We start from the raw sequence: 15,282 nt of genomic DNA on the forward strand, positions 1-15,282 counted from the left end.
ATAAATACAGTACAGAGAGACTAGGGTCTGTTGAACATTCATAATTTCAACCAGATATAAGCGCAAGCTAGCGCCACCGTATTCTCATAACTTTGCTTAAGTTTATCGTATCTGGTGGATACTGCTCTGAACCGTTTTAAGTGTGCAAATGCATTTTCCACTAAGTGTCTGGTTTTGTATAAGTGCCAGTCCATATGGTTATTAGTGGACTTAGTGTTTCGTTTTCGAGGGATGTTATTGAAGCTCCCTGCTTGCTTAATGTATTCTCGTAGCGTTTCAGAATCATAGCCTTTATCGGCGCATAGAATGTCTGTATCGCTTAAATCTATCTTATCAATTAAATCTATCTTATCAATTAAGTCTGGTGCTACCTTAACGTCATGAGTCGTGCCATCTGATAGAATAAAGGTAATGGGATTACCATGAGCATCCACCGCTAAGTGAATCTTAGTAGCACGACCTGCCACACTTTTACTAATGGCTTGGGCGACTTCATTACCACCACTACTGTGCTGATGCGCTTTGTAGACCGTATTAGGCTTACCAAAGTAAGCGGGCAAATCACGCCAAGGACAGCCAACACGCATACGATACAGCACACCTTCAACCGTATTCCTAAGATTTCCTTTGTCATAGATATTAAGTTCTAGTAATATAGGTCTTAGTCTTGTCCAATGTTCATCTTTGAGCATTGTGCGAGGCATAGCAAACGAAGTCTTTTTTGTGTGAGAACTTAAAGATTACTCGTTTGCTATTTTTTTTGCCACTAATTTATTACTGTTATTTCACCAATGTTCAACAGACCCTGGTAATTATACTATACGTAAACTACTAAAGAATAAACGGCTCAATTCCATATTCGTAAGGATAGAGTTAAATTCTAGGCAGTCTTTAACGGTATACCCCAACGGAACCTGTTATTCCATCCTTTAAACCTATTAACAGACCACTAAAAATAGACTGCTACAACGAAACCATTTATATTAGACTATTGAGACAGCTATGTTTATCAGTCTACTAATTGTAGATTCCAAAAAAAATCCTTTGCTATCTTAAATTAATGAGATAGCAAAGGAAGTGGTACAACACAGTTGTACGAAAATTAATGAGTCATTATAAAAACGAGTTACTCACTGATAAATATATATTTTCTACTTGTTAATTATTCAACCGTCACTGATTTGGCCAAGTTACGTGGCTGATCGACGTCAGTACCGCGCATAACCGCCACATGATATGACAATAGCTGAACCGGCACGCTGTAAACGATGGGCGCTAGGGTCTCGCAGACATCAGGCACATAAACCACATGCATACGTTCCTCAGCGAGCATCTTGCTAGATTCACTAGCAAAAATGAATAGTTCACCATGACGCGCATGTACCTCTTGCATATTGGCTTTGAGCTTGTCAAACATGCTGTCTTTAGGTGCCAGAACCACGATAGGCATGTCCTTATCAACCAACGCTAATGGCCCGTGCTTAAGCTCGCCAGCAGCGTAACCTTCGGCATGGATATAAGAGATTTCTTTAAGTTTTAACGCCCCTTCTAAGGCAATCGGGAACTGTAAACCACGTCCCAAAAATAGGCAGCTTTTCTTATCTTCAAAATGCTCGCTCATATCTTTAATACGGGCATCAAGGTTTAAGCTAGCATGAAGCTGACCGGGTAGCTTCTGTAGTTCATCCAGCAGGGTTGTCAAACGCTCGGCAGTCATGCGCTGCTGAACGATACCCACCTTTAATATTAATAGCATGAGAGCTGCAAGCTGAGTGGTAAAGGCTTTGGTTGACGCCACACCAATCTCAGGACCCGCGAGTGTTGGTAAGAAGATATCGGTTTCGCGCACTAAAGAGGAGGTCGGTACATTACATAATGCCAAGCTGACTAGGCCTGCTGGCATATGTTTTTGGGTGTCACGTAGTGCCGATAAGGTATCTGCCGTTTCACCAGATTGAGAGATACAAATCACTAGTGAGTTATCGACTACCACAGGATTACGATAGCGGAACTCACTGGCCACTTCAACTGAACAAGGCATGCGTGTGAGACTCTCAAACCAGTATTTAGCGACCATACCGGCGTGATAACTGGTACCACAAGCAATTATTTGTACATTACGAATGCCTGCCAACTGGGTTTCATGACGCTCTAAAAAGTCTTTACGCAGAGTAGAGGTGTCACTACTATCAATGGCCATCTCTAGCGTTCGCGCGACTGCGTCGGGCTGCTCGTAGATTTCTTTGAGCATATAGTGCTTAAACTCGCCTTTGTCGGCGTTGTGTTGTTTGGCATCGATTTCATGAATTTGGCGGCTGACTTCAACGCCCTCAGCATAGACCGTGATGCTATTGCGAGTAAGCTTGGCAACATCGCCTTCTTCGAGGTACATAAAACGGTTAGTGACTGGCAGCAGTGCCAACTGATCTGAGGCAATAAAGTTCTCACCAATACCCACACCAATCACTAATGGTGAACCTAGACGTACCGTAATTAATTCTTCTGGGCTATCGACATGGATAATGCCTAGCGCAAACGCCCCATGTAGCAGTGGAATGACCGCCCGAACGGCTTCTAATAGGTCAGGAGTCTGTTGATAAAGGTCGTTAATCAGATGCGCCACTACTTCAGTGTCGGTTTCCGAGGTGAATTTGTAGCCCTTTGTCATTAATTCTTGCTTGAGCTCGGCGTAGTTTTCGACGATACCGTTGTGTACCACGGCAATTTTGCCGGAAACGTGCGGATGAGCATTACGTTGGGCTGGCTCGCCATGAGTGGCCCAGCGCGTATGGGCAATGCCAATATGACCGTCAAAAAATTCTGGGTTTACGGCGACTGCATCAACCAATTCTTTTACCTTGCCTACTTGGCGTTCGCGATGTAACTCACCATCACGAATAACGGTCAGACCAGCGGAATCGTAGCCTCGGTATTCTAAGCGCTTTAAGCCTTCAAGTAAGATATTGGCGATATTACGCTCAGCAACTGCACCTACAATTCCGCACATGGCTATTCCTTAAATTAAATATATAGTTAAAATACCTTAAAAACGCTACGGTACTGCTGGTATAAGCTTTTTGCAGCCTCTGTCTGCATAGGCACAGCAAGCAAGAAAAACGTATACCAGCAGTAGGTTATGTATCGATATTACTTTTCATTGACTATAGTTATAAAAATGGTCATCAAGTAATGTTTTTATGAACAGAGGGAGTAGGGTAATGGCTACCCAATATACTACTAAGCAGCACCACAAGTTAATTGCCGCACTGCTTAAGGTTATTTAAACAATTTTAACTTTGTTTTATTATTTAGATTTTTTGGTCGGACGTTTGAAGTTTTCCTTTTGCACTTGTCGAGCGCGCCCAAGAGCTAAAGCATCAGCATCAACATCCTTAGTAATCACTGACCCTGCACCTACTGTCGCAGTTTTGCCAATCGTAACTGGAGCAACTAGGCTGCTATTCGAGCCAATAAAGGCCTGATCTTCAATGATAGTTTGCGATTTATTGACCCCGTCATAATTACAAGTAATCACGCCAGCACCGACATTGACACCAGTACCAATGGTGGCATCACCGATATAACTCAAGTGATTGACCTTGCTACCATTACCGATAGTGGATTTTTTAATCTCAACAAAATTACCAACGCGACTGCTATCCTTTAAAACGGTACCAGGACGCAGATGCGCAAAAGGACCAATATCAACGCCTGCACCGATTTGGGCTTGATCGATAACACAATAAGGTTTGATGTGACAGGCGTTACCGATTTGCGTGTTTTTGATAACACAGCCTGCTTCGATATAGACGTTATCACCCAAGGTACAGTCACCTTCGAATACCACGCCGACGTCTACAAACACATCTTGCCCAGCTGTTAAACTGCCACGAATATCAACCCGAGTAGGATCAGCAAACTGTACGCCCGCTACTTGTAAGTCATGCACAAGCTTACCTTGCCATGACCGTTCTAAGCTCGCCAGCTGCTGGCGGTTATTGACGCCTTCAATCTCAAAGGTATGCTCAGGCTCAATAGCGGCAATACTAATACCATCAGCCACCGCCATCTTGACGATATCGGTCAGATAGTATTCTTGCTGAGCATTATCATTAGACAGTTCTGGCAAATATTGATGTAGCAACGCATTATCAACGCAGTAAATGCCACTATTAATCTCTTGGATTTGTTGTTCGGCAGCACTAGCGTCTTTTTGCTCGACAATCGCTTCGATATTACCAGCTTGATCGCGTTTAATGCGCCCAAGACCAAAGGGGCTGTCTACTGTCAGCGTTAACATCGACATGCCATCAATATTGGCGGCTTGTAATTTTGTTAAAGTATATGAGCTGACCAGCGGTACATCACCGTATAAAATTAAACTTTGACCTTCTTTTGGTAATTGGGTTAGCGCCACTTTTACCGCATGACCGGTGCCTAGCTGTTCAGTCTGAGCGACCCAGGTAATTGATACATGCGCATATTGATCTGTCATCGCTGTCTGAACTTGCTCACCGCCAAATCCATGTACCACAATGGTTTCATCTACTGTGAGCTGCTGGCAGGTGTCTAAGACATGACCAAGTAATGACTTACCCGCTAGGGTCTGCAGCACTTTTGGCTTAGCCGATTGCATACGCGTGCCTTTGCCGGCCGCCAGAATAATTACAGAAAGAGAAGATGTCATGGCATTCCTAAAAGAGCACTTTATAGATGTAACAAAATATAATTTTGGATTATAACGTAAATATTGGTTTAAAAAAATGTTAAGTCGTGCAGGGTTTGTAACCTATAGTTAAAGTACCTTAAAAACGCGACGGTACTGCTGGTATAAGCTTTTTGCAGCCTCTGTCTGCGTAGGCACAGCAAGCAAGAAAAACGTATGCCAGCAGTAGGTTATGTATCGATATTACTGTTCATTGACTATATCTTCTAAGCTTAACTATTTAATAAGATGCCTTGAGCTAGGAAACTAACCTAAAAAGCCAACCTAACATTAAGGCGTTCACAGCAGCATAGCCAACATAACCACTATCCATACTACAGCTGCCATCATACCGGCGATAATATCGTCAAGCATGATACCTAGACCGCCAGCGACCTTCTTATCCGCCCAGCTAATCGGTGGGGGCTTAATAATATCAAAGAAGCGGAACAGTACAAAAGCAATAACGATCGCAATAATAGATAAGCTTTGTGACACATCGTGCCAAAAGTTGGCTACCGACACGCCCATGTAAGAAAATGGCAATAGGGTAATCCATATACCCGCCCATTCATCCCAAACGATATGCGGATTATCATGACCGCCCATCAGTTCAGAGGTGCGACCACATATCCAAATGCCAATCACACAAGATAAGAGAGTAATGATTAAAAACGGCACAAAGCCCAAGCTCATCAGCGGTATAGCGATTATAAGCCCACCAACCGTACCCCAAGTGCCTGGCGCACGGCGTGGTAGGCCGCTACCCAGCCCAAGACCTAGCCAATAGACAATACGATCAAGGCCACTGGCATGAGCTGGTAGCGGTGGACAGTCGTTGGCTTGACTAATATCGGGCTTAGATAGATTGTCAGTCATGGGTTAACCTGCAAAATGTTGGTAACCAGTCAGAGTCGGCCACGTGGTAAAGGGCGAGGGTTGGGTTGGTGTTACTGCTTGACCTTGATAAAACAACACTGGATGCGGCGATACTATATTTTTTGTAGAGTCTGTAACTTCAGAGCCAGCAACTTTAAAACCAGTAGCTTTAGAATCTTTAACTTCAGAGTCAGTAGCGGTAAAATCAGTAGTTGTAATATCAACCTGATTCGCTACCGCAATAACCTCACCGATACAGCTTATGGAGGTGTTGTTAAGAGGTGGGGCGACATCGGCAGGCAGAGTAAATGCCAATTCATAATCATCACCACCGGTTAGCTGGCACAGTAAGCGTTCAGTTAGGCCAATGGTTGATAATGGCGTGCTGGTTGGCAGTTGCTCGATATTGAGACGCATACTGACCTTACTCTGCTGACAGATATGACTTAGATCTTGGTACAGACCATCAGAGATATCAATCATCGCTGTCGCGCCAATTTGCGCCAAAGCGATACCGAGCTGAATACGTGGTGTCGGCATATGTAGTCGATGCGCAAGCTCAATACCAACACCATTATCAGGATGCTGTAAAGCATAAGCGGCATCACCAAGTGACCCTGAAACGTAGACCTTGTCACCAACCTTGGCCCCTGAGCGATAGACCGCTGGCGTGTCAGCGGGCAGTAATCCTTGCGCACTGATGCTCAGTATTAGGCTGTCATTACGGGTAGTATCACCACCAATCAGGGTGACACCGAATAACTGACAGGCATGAAATAAGCCTTTGGCGAACTCGGTCAACCATGCTTGGTTCGCAAGGCGCTCAGGTAATGCTAATGCCAGTAAGATACTGTGCGGCGTCGCGCCCATAGCAGCAAGGTCTGAGACGTTGACCGCTACTGCTTTATAACCAATAGCAAATGCTAACTGCTGCACCTGTGGCCAATCAGCGTTAAAATGCCGACCTTGAACTAAAGTATCAACACAGCTAACCAAGCGTGACCCAGCCGGTAACGACATTACTGCCGCATCATCACCGATACCCTTTTCAATATCAGTAGGTAGTGGCTGATCGGCTTGTAACTGGAGGAATATTTGCTCAATCAGCTCAAACTCGTTCATAGTTAGTCGTTACTTTTTTCATCAGTGCTGTTCATATCAGTACTGTTCAAATCGCTGCTATCTAACTCTGTATCGGTCAATTTATTAGCATTTTCTTTAGTGTCGTCTGATTTAACGCTGTCTGAATCTATGCTATCTGCATCGCTATCAGCTGACTCAGTGATAACTGTTTCAGAGTTATCAGCTTCAACGTGCACTGAATCGGGATGGCTTGATTCAACACTGGATTCAACACTATCTGTCACGTCATTTTCTGAAATTTTACTTTCTAAAACGTCACTCTTTGCAATGCTGCTTTCTGAATCGGCCAAAGTATTAGCGTTATCGATAATAGGGTCAGTGCTGACTACCGTATCATTGACTACCGCATCATCTGTATTTTCAGCAATGAGTGGTTCAGTGCTGACTGCTTTGACACGGTCTTTAATCGCTGCTTTAGCGTTAGTCATGCCGGCATTGGCTTTATTAGGACGGTTACGTTTAACGTTAGCATTATTGGCGCTGATACGTGGTTTCGTTGAAGCGGTCGGCGTGGCTTCAGTTCCAGCTACATTTTCAGTAGTGTCCACTTGAGATCCATCACTTCCTACCTTTGTCTGCTTAATAGAGGCTTTTTGTGAGGTACGTAGATTGGCTTTGATATCGGCCTGTACTTCCGCAGCGCGCAGTTCTACCGCCATTCTATCCAATACTGCATTAATCAGCTTATGGGCATCAGTTGCTCCAAAATGATTATTGAGCTTCATCGCCTCATCAAGGACCACTTTATAAGGAATTTCTAAGCGGTTTTGCAGCTCATAAGCACCAATAAGTAAAATAGCATGCTCAACGGTATCTAGCTTATCGATTTCACGGTCTAGATGCTGGGTGATAAGTGCATTTAGCGATTCAATCTGCTCTGGAATGTCATGCATCATTTCATGATAATAACCCAGGTGTACTGTATGCATAGCATTGGTTGCGCGTGTACGTGCTGCGATATCATTCGGTGCATTGGCCTTCCAACCGAGCTTGCCGTTGTTATCAAAGCGGTGGTCAGTGATCAGCCATTCATATAAGCCTTGCATAGCAAAACGCCGCGCCTTACGGATAGCGGTGTGACTGGTCTTATAAGAAGACTCACTCATATCGAAGTTTTGGTCACCCGCACTACTGCTTGCTACACTAATAGCTTCAGCCTGTTCAGAATCGGTTTGTGCAGTTTTCGCAGCGCTAATGGCGCGCTTGAGTTGGTCAGTCATAGGGGGTCAATACCTAAGTTTTGAAATAAAAATTTTTAAAATAAAAAGTTTTAAAATAAAAAATGTGTCGAAAGGGTATAGATAATCAGCCGGCAGTTTACAACCGCTAAATAGTACAGCTCATACGCTCACTTTATTCCTAGATACAGCACTTCCATATATAGTCTTAAAGTCAGCACATGATGAGACCTCTAATAAAACCTTTATTATTAAAAGTCTCAATCCAACAGCCTCGATTTGATTTAGCTTTTTAAAAAAACTAAGCGTCATCACTACTATCATCAATATCTAATTGTGATAAGACCGCAATCATTTCAAGTACAACCATTGCTGCTTCAGAGCCTTTATTACCCGCTTTGGTGCCCGCGCGTTCAATCGCTTGTTCAATGCTGTCAGTCGTCAAGACACCATTAGCAACGGGAATATTATAGTCGGTAGCGACACTGCTTAAGCCTTTTGCTGACTCGTTGGCGACAAAATCAAAATGCGGGGTGCTACCACGAATAATGGCACCTAAAGCAATGATCGCATCGAAACGATCAGATTCAGCAGCACGCTGGGCAACTAGTGGCAATTCAAAAGCACCAGGTACGCGAATGACGGTAATATTACTGCCTAAAACACCGTGACGTAGTAGCGCATCAATGGCGCCATCAACCAATGACTCTACAACAAAACCATTAAAACGGGTGACGACGATACCAATACGGGCGTCGGTATTTTGGTGTAAATTGCCGTCAATATGAGTGACGGCATCGCGTTGCTGTTGTAAATTTGACATGGGAGTATCCTTGATTCTAGATAGAAGTATTTGTTAAGTTAAGTGATTCATTTTATTGATTATCGAAGGGCTAGATAAATGAAAATAAGTGGTTAACGCTATAATAGCATTTTTTTACAAGCGCATCTGTATCCCTTGGCTTGCCATGTAGTGCTTCGCTTCAGAAATAGTATGTTCACCGAAGTGAAAAATACTGGCTGCAAGCACTGCATCAACGCCACCTTTGAGAACACCGTCAGCTAAATGTTGCAGGTTGCCCACGCCACCTGAGGCAATCACGGGTATATTTACTTGCTCAGTAATTTGCTTCATAAGCTCTAAATCATAGCCCTTTTTGGTACCATCGCCATCCATCGAGGTGACCAACAGCTCACCGGCGCCCAGATCAGCCATTTTTAGCGCCCACGCAACGGCATCAATACCCGTTGGTTTGCGTCCACCATGGGTGAAAATTTCCCAACGCGGGATTATAATACCATCGACGTTAATATCGGCAACGCGCTTGGCATCGATAGCGACCACAATACATTGGTTGCCAAATTTTTGTGACGCCTCACCAACGAACTCAGGAGTAAATACTGCTGCTGAATTAATAGCCACTTTATCCGCGCCTGCATTCAACAGATTGCGAATATCGGCGATTTTACGCACGCCGCCGCCAACTGTTAGCGGGACAAACACGGTCTCTGCCATACGTTCAACGGTATGATAAGTCGTGTCTCGCTCATCATTAGTTGCCGTAATATCTAAAAAGGTAATTTCATCGGCACCTTGTTCATTGTAGCGTTTTGCCACTTCGACAGGATCACCGGCATCCTTAATATCGACAAATTGCACGCCTTTAACCACGCGGCCATTATCGACATCCAAGCAAGGAATGATACGCTTTGCTAACATAGGGGCTTTCACCTTATAATCAATTCATTCGTAGGCGCTAGTCTAGCAAAATCGCCGCTATATCAGGCATATTTTCGCCAAATTAATGCATTTTTTGCTAAAGTTTATCCATACATAGCGAGATTGTCGCCATTACCTGTTGAAATTGTCCTATTTAACTTTCTAATCTAATTGTCCTAAGTGAGATGTCATGTCTGTTTATACCCAGTTAACCGATGATCAATTTGCCGCATTCTGTCAAAGCTTTGGCGTCCAATTCGTTCGTGCGATTCCTATTACCCAAGGGATAAAAAACTCCAACTGGTTTATTCAGACAACAACCGATGCCGAGGGTGATTACTCTTATGTATTCACTCTATTTGAAGAGCGGCCACCCAGTGATATTGAAAAGATGGCGGTTATTTTAAACCAGCTAAATGGTAAATTAGCGGTTGCCGCACCCTTGCCTATTGTCGAGTCAAGCTTTGATATTAATAATGATGGTCTGAATGATAAAAGTAATGCAAGTGACAACAAACGCTATGTGATGCATTACGAAGATAAAGCAATTACTGTAGTGCCCTGTCTAGCAGGCACACATCCTGAGCAAACCACCCAAAGCATGTGTCATGAAATAGGCGCATCGTTAGCGGTATTGCACGAAACGCTACAAGAGTTACAGCCTGCCGAAGATTATGGCGTGGCGCTGTATCCTTGGGCTGAAGTGCGTGATCGCGAAATGCAGTTTATGCCGAGCGACGAGGCCAAGCTGATGAGCGATATTTGGCACTCTTATACTGATTTACCATTGGCGATATTGCCAAAAGGGCTGTGTCATTTAGATATGTTTGCGGATAATACCTTGTGGGACTTACCATTAAATAGAGGTCAAAAAGGCCACGAGCGCCTTACAGGTCTGTTAGACTTTACTGAGGTTAGCGTTGATCATTATGTGATGGATATTGCCATTGCCATCAACGATTTTTGTACCACTTGGGGTGGCGCTGAGCAAGGTGAGTCGGTAGCGTTTGATCGCCAAAAAATGCGGGCTTTTCTTCAAGGCTATGAGTCTAAAAGAACACTTGGCGCCGATGAGCAGCGTGCATTACCAGTGATGCTGGCCAAAGCAGCTGTCATCTTTTGGCTACTGCGTCTCAACGTCATTCACTACAACCGTACTGAAGGGCGCACTGGTGACAATATCATGGTCAAAAATCCTGACCTGATGAAACGACTGGCTGCTTATCATTGGGCACACGTTGAAAAGGCGCAAGGTAGTGTATTTGTGCTGCTAAATACTGAGCAAGCTAGTGAACAAATACAAGGTATTTTTAGTACCAGCAAGCAAGCACAGCAAGCGCTGGAACGCTTACAAACTGACCAAAGCAAGCAAACTGACCACAGCAAGCTGATTATTCAAGAATGTACCCTGGATCAGCTATTATAAATATTATTGCCATATTACTAAACTTATTTGTCATAAAACCATACATTCTTAACCTTCAAAGGCGACCTAATGACCAACCAAGTCGATAACTGGCACAAACTGGCACGCTACGATACCAATATGCAAGGTGAGCTGCATGCCACTCTGCTCAGAAATAATAATATAACGGTATCACTACAAGCCCTGAGTGGTATACCCGGCATGAATTCAGGGGCAGTCTTGTGGGTACAAGATACTGATCTGGCACAGGCTCAGCGTATCTTGGGTAGCATCGAGACAGATGGTGCCGCACTGCTAGATGAGATGTTTGATGAATCGCAAGACAACATGACAACCAATCCAATGGATGACAATAACGGTGGTAATGCATAAATGTGTCAACTATTAGGAATGAACTGTAATACCCCGACCGATATCGGTTTTAGCTTTTCAGGATTTCGCCGTCGTGGTGGTATGACCGATAGCCATGAAGATGGTTTTGGCATTGCGTTTTTTGAGCGTAGTGCCTGTGATACAGATAATGTTGCAGCCGGACTGCGGCTATTTCATGATAACCATCCCAGTCACCTGTCACCAGTTGCAGACCTGGTTAATAATTATCCGATCAAAGCTATGAATGTCATTGCTCATATTCGAAAGGCCACCCAAGGTCAAAACTGCTTGGCCAACACTCATCCTTTTGTCCGTGAAGTATGGGGCGAACAATGGGTATTTGCCCATAATGGCCAGATGAACAGTGAATTTATTAAACGCTGCCAGCGCTTGCAAGATAATGGTAATGCTTCACATTGCCAACCGGTGGGCTCAACCGACTCTGAAATGGCATTCTGTTATTTAGTCAATCGACTCAAAAGTAGTTTTAAATCCCGTCCTGATGACCAAACGCTTTTTAGCTTTTTGACTACCCAATGTCGTTATTTATCGGCGAACGGTTTGTTTAATTGCTTGATATCGAATGGTAATTGGCAATTGGCCTATGCCGGTAGTTTGCTGTTTTATCTGACCCGTCAAGCTCCGTTTGGTGAAGCAAAATTAGCCGATGATGATCTGGCGATTAATTTTGGTGATTTGACCACCGATAAAGATAAAGTGACCATATTAGTAACCGTGCCACTGACTGAAAATGAAAAGTGGCAACAGCTGGCCGTCAATGAATGCCTAATATTTCAAGATGGCGATATAGTATATAAAGACAGCCCAAGCCAGCGTAAGTTCTTGACTATTGAGGAAGGGGTCGCGATTGCAAGGTCGGTTGGGGCGAGTATTTAGGGATATTTAATTAGCCAAACAAACCCCACAACAGCGCTTAAACTTCTCACCAGACCCACAAATACACGGCTGCTTTTGGCCCACTGACATCGAGACAGTTGGGTCAAGGAAGTACCAGCGTTCTTTATCTCCAGAAGCAGACTTATCTGTCACTTTTACCCGGTCTGTCACTTTTACAAAGCTAGATAACTCATGATGCGCCTGTAATCCATCTTCAGTATTATAATAAGCCTTAAACTCAACTTGAGCATGACGCTTACCAATTTTTGGCGTGTGCTGTACGACCTCTAGCCCTGCCCAATCCGTTTCCTTTGCCCAAGACTCAATGGCATTAATATCAAGCAAAGCCTGCTGAGCAGGCACAGTGGTCTTGACAATATAATCCGCCTTTACTAATACGAACGCGCTATAACGAGTGCGCATCAGCCGTTCAGCGCTCTCAGCTTGAGCGCCAGCGCTGTTATCAGTACCGTCTTCATCAAGGCTATCATGATAAGGCTGACAGCAGTCTTTATAGGCTAATGCGTTGCTAGAAATGGCTAACGACGGATTGATTTGGCAAGGGCAATTCTTTATAGAAAGCGGCATAGCATGCTCTAATAATTGAGGAATACGTTCTTAATAAATTTTAAGATAACAAGTTTTTTATAAAGGTAGGTAGCATACCGACTTTGAGCTTTGCCCAAGGGGCAGGATCGCGCAGCTGTTCCCAAAACGGTGCAAAAGGTGGGGCTGCGAATACTAGTAATGCCAGTAGTGCATATAATATTAGATACCACCAGCGGTCTTTGTGTTGATAAAACTTCATCGCCGTACCGGACGAGCGCTTCATGGTCATCCCTGATAGATTCACGCTGTACATCTCATCCAGTAGCAAATGTACCATTGCGCCACCGAATAAGAATAGACCGTAAAACCAGCTGGCCATTAGTGGATTGTGCACTGCATAATAGCTCAAATATGTCAGTCCAAGCCCCAATATCGCCATGTAAGGCACCGAATGAATGACGCCACGATGCACAGTCATGCTAGTAAATACTTGAAAGACCACATAACGCATAAAACCGTAACCCGCCAGCCAGAGTGCTATTAAGGCCAGTAAGCTTAGCTCACTGCGCCAATGCATCACCAGCCCAAAGGCAAAGATAAAGGACGCAATATTAAAGCCCAATTTAATTGGGGTCGAGTTATCAGAGTCTAGATCAGGCAGCAGCCCGCCTATCGTGCCGAGCGCCACGCATATTAAAAACCCTGAGTCATTCAACAGACCGGCTTTATAAACGGTTAAACCTAGTATACCGCTTACTGCAAATGCGCCATTTAAGTGGGTATTAAAATTCGCCATAAAACTTTACCATAAAATTTCGCCATCGATAGGCGTTCGTCTAGCTGTAAAAAAGCGCCTTATGATACCATGAGCCATCACGCCAAACTCATATAGTCAGTCCACTATATTTGTGACTTATTATCTAGCGAGCTCGATGCAACTGGCTTAATAAACGACATATAGCCTGCACACGAGTTCCTTATACCACCGTTATATTGAATTGCTTATAGCTACTGAACAGTAAAAGCCATAGGTAAGATAGAGAGTTCATCATGACTGTTACTGCTGTACCATCCTTGTCATCAACTACTGTTAAATCAAATGTTATGAATGCCTCTTTAGATGTAAAATTAGAGGCAAGCCTTGCTACTATTGATTGGCAAGCACCGTGGTTAAGTCATCTTAGCCAACTGAGTTATCTCAGCCAAACGGTAGCAAGCTTAAGTAAGCAAATGAGCGGCTCTAATACAGTAGATGAGAATTCAGAAGGTGTTTTTGATCATGTGTCTAACCCTCTGCCGAATCATATCTCCAATCACATCTCCAATCATATCTCCAATCAGATCTCCAACTACAGCACCACCGTGATAGCCAACTTATTAAATACCGCGTTGGCTCAGCAAGCTGACAATTTTAAACAGCCGCCACCACAAACTAAGCCCACTCAAAACAACCAAGCGCAGGCACTACAGTTTGTGTCACAAGATGCGCTGCCAGAAGGCGAAGGTTACGAAAGCTTTATTGCAACCACTGGCCATATTCCCACTCGCGATAATTTGCATGATTTATTTAACGGCAGTATTTGGCTGACCTTTCCTAAAACTAAGGCGCTACTCAACTACTATCATATGTGTGAGATCGCCAAGCAAATGAATGGAAAAGGTAGTGGTCGTGGACGAGTGCGCGATACCATTACCGTATTTGATGAAAATGGTGCGATACTGGTAACCGCTGATCCAAGTATTGGTGAGGCGCTGATTAACTTTGACTGGCAAGGTAGTCTAGTAAAACCGCGAGACAGTTGGGATAACCTCCAACTACCAAGTAGCCATGCTCAGGCCGCTGTTTATATCTTTGGTCACGCGTTACTTGAGCAATTAATACAACCGCGTAAATCCCTGTGTGCACACAGCATAGTAATCAATGTCTCGCCAGATTTTTTTACCTTATCAAGCTTTGAACGACTAGCGTATATAGATGACCAGCTGGCTCATCACATGCAGCAAATGTTATCAAAAACTGAGGTGACGCCACGCAACCTTGCACCCTTACCTGTTTTAGGGGTGCCATACTTTTGGCCTGACAATGCGGATGTTCATTTTTACGATGATCATCAGGTCTTTCGTAGTGGCCGTCGCAAAAAGCATCATTAATATAGTCCATTAAATCACTGTTTCGTTTACCATTTTGCCACCATTCATCAACCAGTTAGGGTTAACAAGTATAGACTTATTTGTTATGGTAAAAGTAGGCTATTACCAATTGCTAAGGTTCCATTTATAAACTTTATTAATAAACCTATTAATCAGCCATTTCAAATAAATTGACCTATCCACATGTAATAAAAGCCATATGTAATAAAAGCCACCTGTTATAACAATAAATTCATAACAATCTATAACATAGATAAGGAAG

General features: G+C 43.7%; 14 protein-coding genes. 4 read left to right on the top strand and 10 right to left on the bottom strand.

Annotation, left to right across the window (positions count from 1 at the left end):
• Window positions 1-38 precede the first annotated feature (38 nt).
• The 8 genes from H4W00_RS02930 to hisF all read right to left on the bottom strand — a co-directional run bounded on the left by H4W00_RS02930 (window position 39) and on the right by hisF (window position 9,625).
• Window positions 39-704 carry an IS5 family transposase gene (locus tag H4W00_RS02930; protein WP_209956159.1) on the bottom strand — a complete coding sequence of 222 codons (666 nt, stop codon included), beginning with the start codon at window positions 702-704 and terminating at the stop codon, window positions 39-41.
• A 458-nt stretch (window positions 705-1,162) separates the two neighbouring features.
• Window positions 1,163-3,007 (bottom strand): glutamine--fructose-6-phosphate transaminase (isomerizing), encoded by a 1,845-nt coding sequence (gene glmS / locus H4W00_RS02935; protein WP_209956160.1) that lies wholly within the window; start codon window positions 3,005-3,007, stop codon window positions 1,163-1,165.
• Window positions 3,008-3,304: 297 nt separating this feature from the next.
• Window positions 3,305-4,687 (bottom strand): bifunctional UDP-N-acetylglucosamine diphosphorylase/glucosamine-1-phosphate N-acetyltransferase GlmU, encoded by a 1,383-nt coding sequence (gene glmU / locus H4W00_RS02940; protein WP_209956161.1) that lies wholly within the window; start codon window positions 4,685-4,687, stop codon window positions 3,305-3,307.
• Between the two features lie 318 nt (window positions 4,688-5,005).
• On the bottom strand, window positions 5,006-5,584 hold the full coding sequence (locus H4W00_RS02945) for a phosphatidylglycerophosphatase A family protein (protein ID WP_209956162.1): 579 nt from the start codon (window positions 5,582-5,584) through the stop codon (window positions 5,006-5,008).
• Between the two features lie 3 nt (window positions 5,585-5,587).
• On the bottom strand, window positions 5,588-6,706 hold the full coding sequence (thiL, locus tag H4W00_RS02950) for a thiamine-phosphate kinase (protein ID WP_209956163.1): 1,119 nt from the start codon (window positions 6,704-6,706) through the stop codon (window positions 5,588-5,590).
• 2 nt (window positions 6,707-6,708) lie between these two features.
• Window positions 6,709-7,947, bottom strand: a complete 1,239-nt coding sequence (gene nusB / locus H4W00_RS02955) for a transcription antitermination factor NusB (RefSeq protein ID WP_209956164.1) — start codon at window positions 7,945-7,947, stop codon at window positions 6,709-6,711.
• Window positions 7,948-8,206: 259 nt separating this feature from the next.
• Window positions 8,207-8,728 carry a 6,7-dimethyl-8-ribityllumazine synthase gene (gene ribH, locus H4W00_RS02960; protein ID WP_209956165.1) on the bottom strand — a complete coding sequence of 174 codons (522 nt, stop codon included), beginning with the start codon at window positions 8,726-8,728 and terminating at the stop codon, window positions 8,207-8,209.
• Window positions 8,729-8,842: 114 nt separating this feature from the next.
• Entirely contained in the window at window positions 8,843-9,625 is a 783-nt protein-coding gene (gene hisF / locus H4W00_RS02965) for an imidazole glycerol phosphate synthase subunit HisF (RefSeq protein WP_209956166.1), read from the bottom strand.
• A 190-nt stretch (window positions 9,626-9,815) separates the two neighbouring features.
• On the opposite strand from hisF, the gene H4W00_RS02970 reads away from it, so the two are divergent.
• The 3 genes from H4W00_RS02970 to H4W00_RS02980 all read left to right on the top strand — a co-directional run bounded on the left by H4W00_RS02970 (window position 9,816) and on the right by H4W00_RS02980 (window position 12,320).
• On the top strand, window positions 9,816-11,051 hold the full coding sequence (locus H4W00_RS02970) for a homoserine kinase (RefSeq protein ID WP_209956167.1): 1,236 nt from the start codon (window positions 9,816-9,818) through the stop codon (window positions 11,049-11,051).
• A gap of 69 nt (window positions 11,052-11,120) precedes the next feature.
• The gene (locus H4W00_RS02975; RefSeq protein ID WP_327193303.1) at window positions 11,121-11,423 is read left to right on the top strand and encodes a hypothetical protein; all 303 of its coding nucleotides are present in this window, start codon (window positions 11,121-11,123) and stop codon (window positions 11,421-11,423) included.
• On the top strand, window positions 11,424-12,320 hold the full coding sequence (locus H4W00_RS02980; RefSeq protein ID WP_209956168.1) for a class II glutamine amidotransferase: 897 nt from the start codon (window positions 11,424-11,426) through the stop codon (window positions 12,318-12,320).
• 6 nt (window positions 12,321-12,326) lie between these two features.
• Here H4W00_RS02980 and H4W00_RS02985 read toward each other — a convergent pair whose 3' ends face one another.
• Window positions 12,327-12,908, bottom strand: coding sequence for a YchJ family protein (locus H4W00_RS02985; protein ID WP_209956169.1), 582 nt, complete (start codon window positions 12,906-12,908; stop codon window positions 12,327-12,329).
• 40 nt (window positions 12,909-12,948) lie between these two features.
• Complete coding sequence (locus tag H4W00_RS02990) at window positions 12,949-13,665, bottom strand: metal-dependent hydrolase (RefSeq protein ID WP_209956170.1); 717 nt, start codon at window positions 13,663-13,665, stop codon at window positions 12,949-12,951.
• A gap of 254 nt (window positions 13,666-13,919) precedes the next feature.
• Between H4W00_RS02990 and H4W00_RS02995 the strand changes: the two genes are divergently transcribed.
• Window positions 13,920-15,020 carry a DUF3025 domain-containing protein gene (locus tag H4W00_RS02995; RefSeq protein WP_209956171.1) on the top strand — a complete coding sequence of 367 codons (1,101 nt, stop codon included), beginning with the start codon at window positions 13,920-13,922 and terminating at the stop codon, window positions 15,018-15,020.
• Window positions 15,021-15,282 lie beyond the last annotated feature (262 nt).

The organism is Psychrobacter sp. PL19 (assembly GCF_017875835.1).
Taxonomy (GTDB): domain Bacteria; phylum Pseudomonadota; class Gammaproteobacteria; order Pseudomonadales; family Moraxellaceae; genus Psychrobacter.

What these genes read in the sequence shown, in the direction of transcription:
- H4W00_RS02980 (WP_209956168.1), top strand. Translation starts at nt 11,424, where the DNA reads ATGTGTCAACTATTAGGAATGAACTGTAATACCCCGACCGATATCGGT.
- H4W00_RS02995 (WP_209956171.1), top strand. Translation starts at nt 13,920, where the DNA reads ATGACTGTTACTGCTGTACCATCCTTGTCATCAACTACTGTTAAATCA.
- thiL (WP_209956163.1), bottom strand. Translation starts at nt 6,706, where the DNA reads ATGAACGAGTTTGAGCTGATTGAGCAAATATTCCTCCAGTTACAAGCC.
- hisF (WP_209956166.1), bottom strand. Translation starts at nt 9,625, where the DNA reads ATGTTAGCAAAGCGTATCATTCCTTGCTTGGATGTCGATAATGGCCGC.
- H4W00_RS02930 (WP_209956159.1), bottom strand. Translation starts at nt 704, where the DNA reads ATGCCTCGCACAATGCTCAAAGATGAACATTGGACAAGACTAAGACCT.
- ribH (WP_209956165.1), bottom strand. Translation starts at nt 8,728, where the DNA reads ATGTCAAATTTACAACAGCAACGCGATGCCGTCACTCATATTGACGGC.
- nusB (WP_209956164.1), bottom strand. Translation starts at nt 7,947, where the DNA reads ATGACTGACCAACTCAAGCGCGCCATTAGCGCTGCGAAAACTGCACAA.
- H4W00_RS02990 (WP_209956170.1), bottom strand. Translation starts at nt 13,665, where the DNA reads ATGGCGAATTTTAATACCCACTTAAATGGCGCATTTGCAGTAAGCGGT.
- glmS (WP_209956160.1), bottom strand. Translation starts at nt 3,007, where the DNA reads ATGTGCGGAATTGTAGGTGCAGTTGCTGAGCGTAATATCGCCAATATC.
- H4W00_RS02970 (WP_209956167.1), top strand. Translation starts at nt 9,816, where the DNA reads ATGTCTGTTTATACCCAGTTAACCGATGATCAATTTGCCGCATTCTGT.
- glmU (WP_209956161.1), bottom strand. Translation starts at nt 4,687, where the DNA reads ATGACATCTTCTCTTTCTGTAATTATTCTGGCGGCCGGCAAAGGCACG.
- H4W00_RS02985 (WP_209956169.1), bottom strand. Translation starts at nt 12,908, where the DNA reads ATGCCGCTTTCTATAAAGAATTGCCCTTGCCAAATCAATCCGTCGTTA.
- H4W00_RS02975 (WP_327193303.1), top strand. Translation starts at nt 11,121, where the DNA reads ATGACCAACCAAGTCGATAACTGGCACAAACTGGCACGCTACGATACC.
- H4W00_RS02945 (WP_209956162.1), bottom strand. Translation starts at nt 5,584, where the DNA reads ATGACTGACAATCTATCTAAGCCCGATATTAGTCAAGCCAACGACTGT.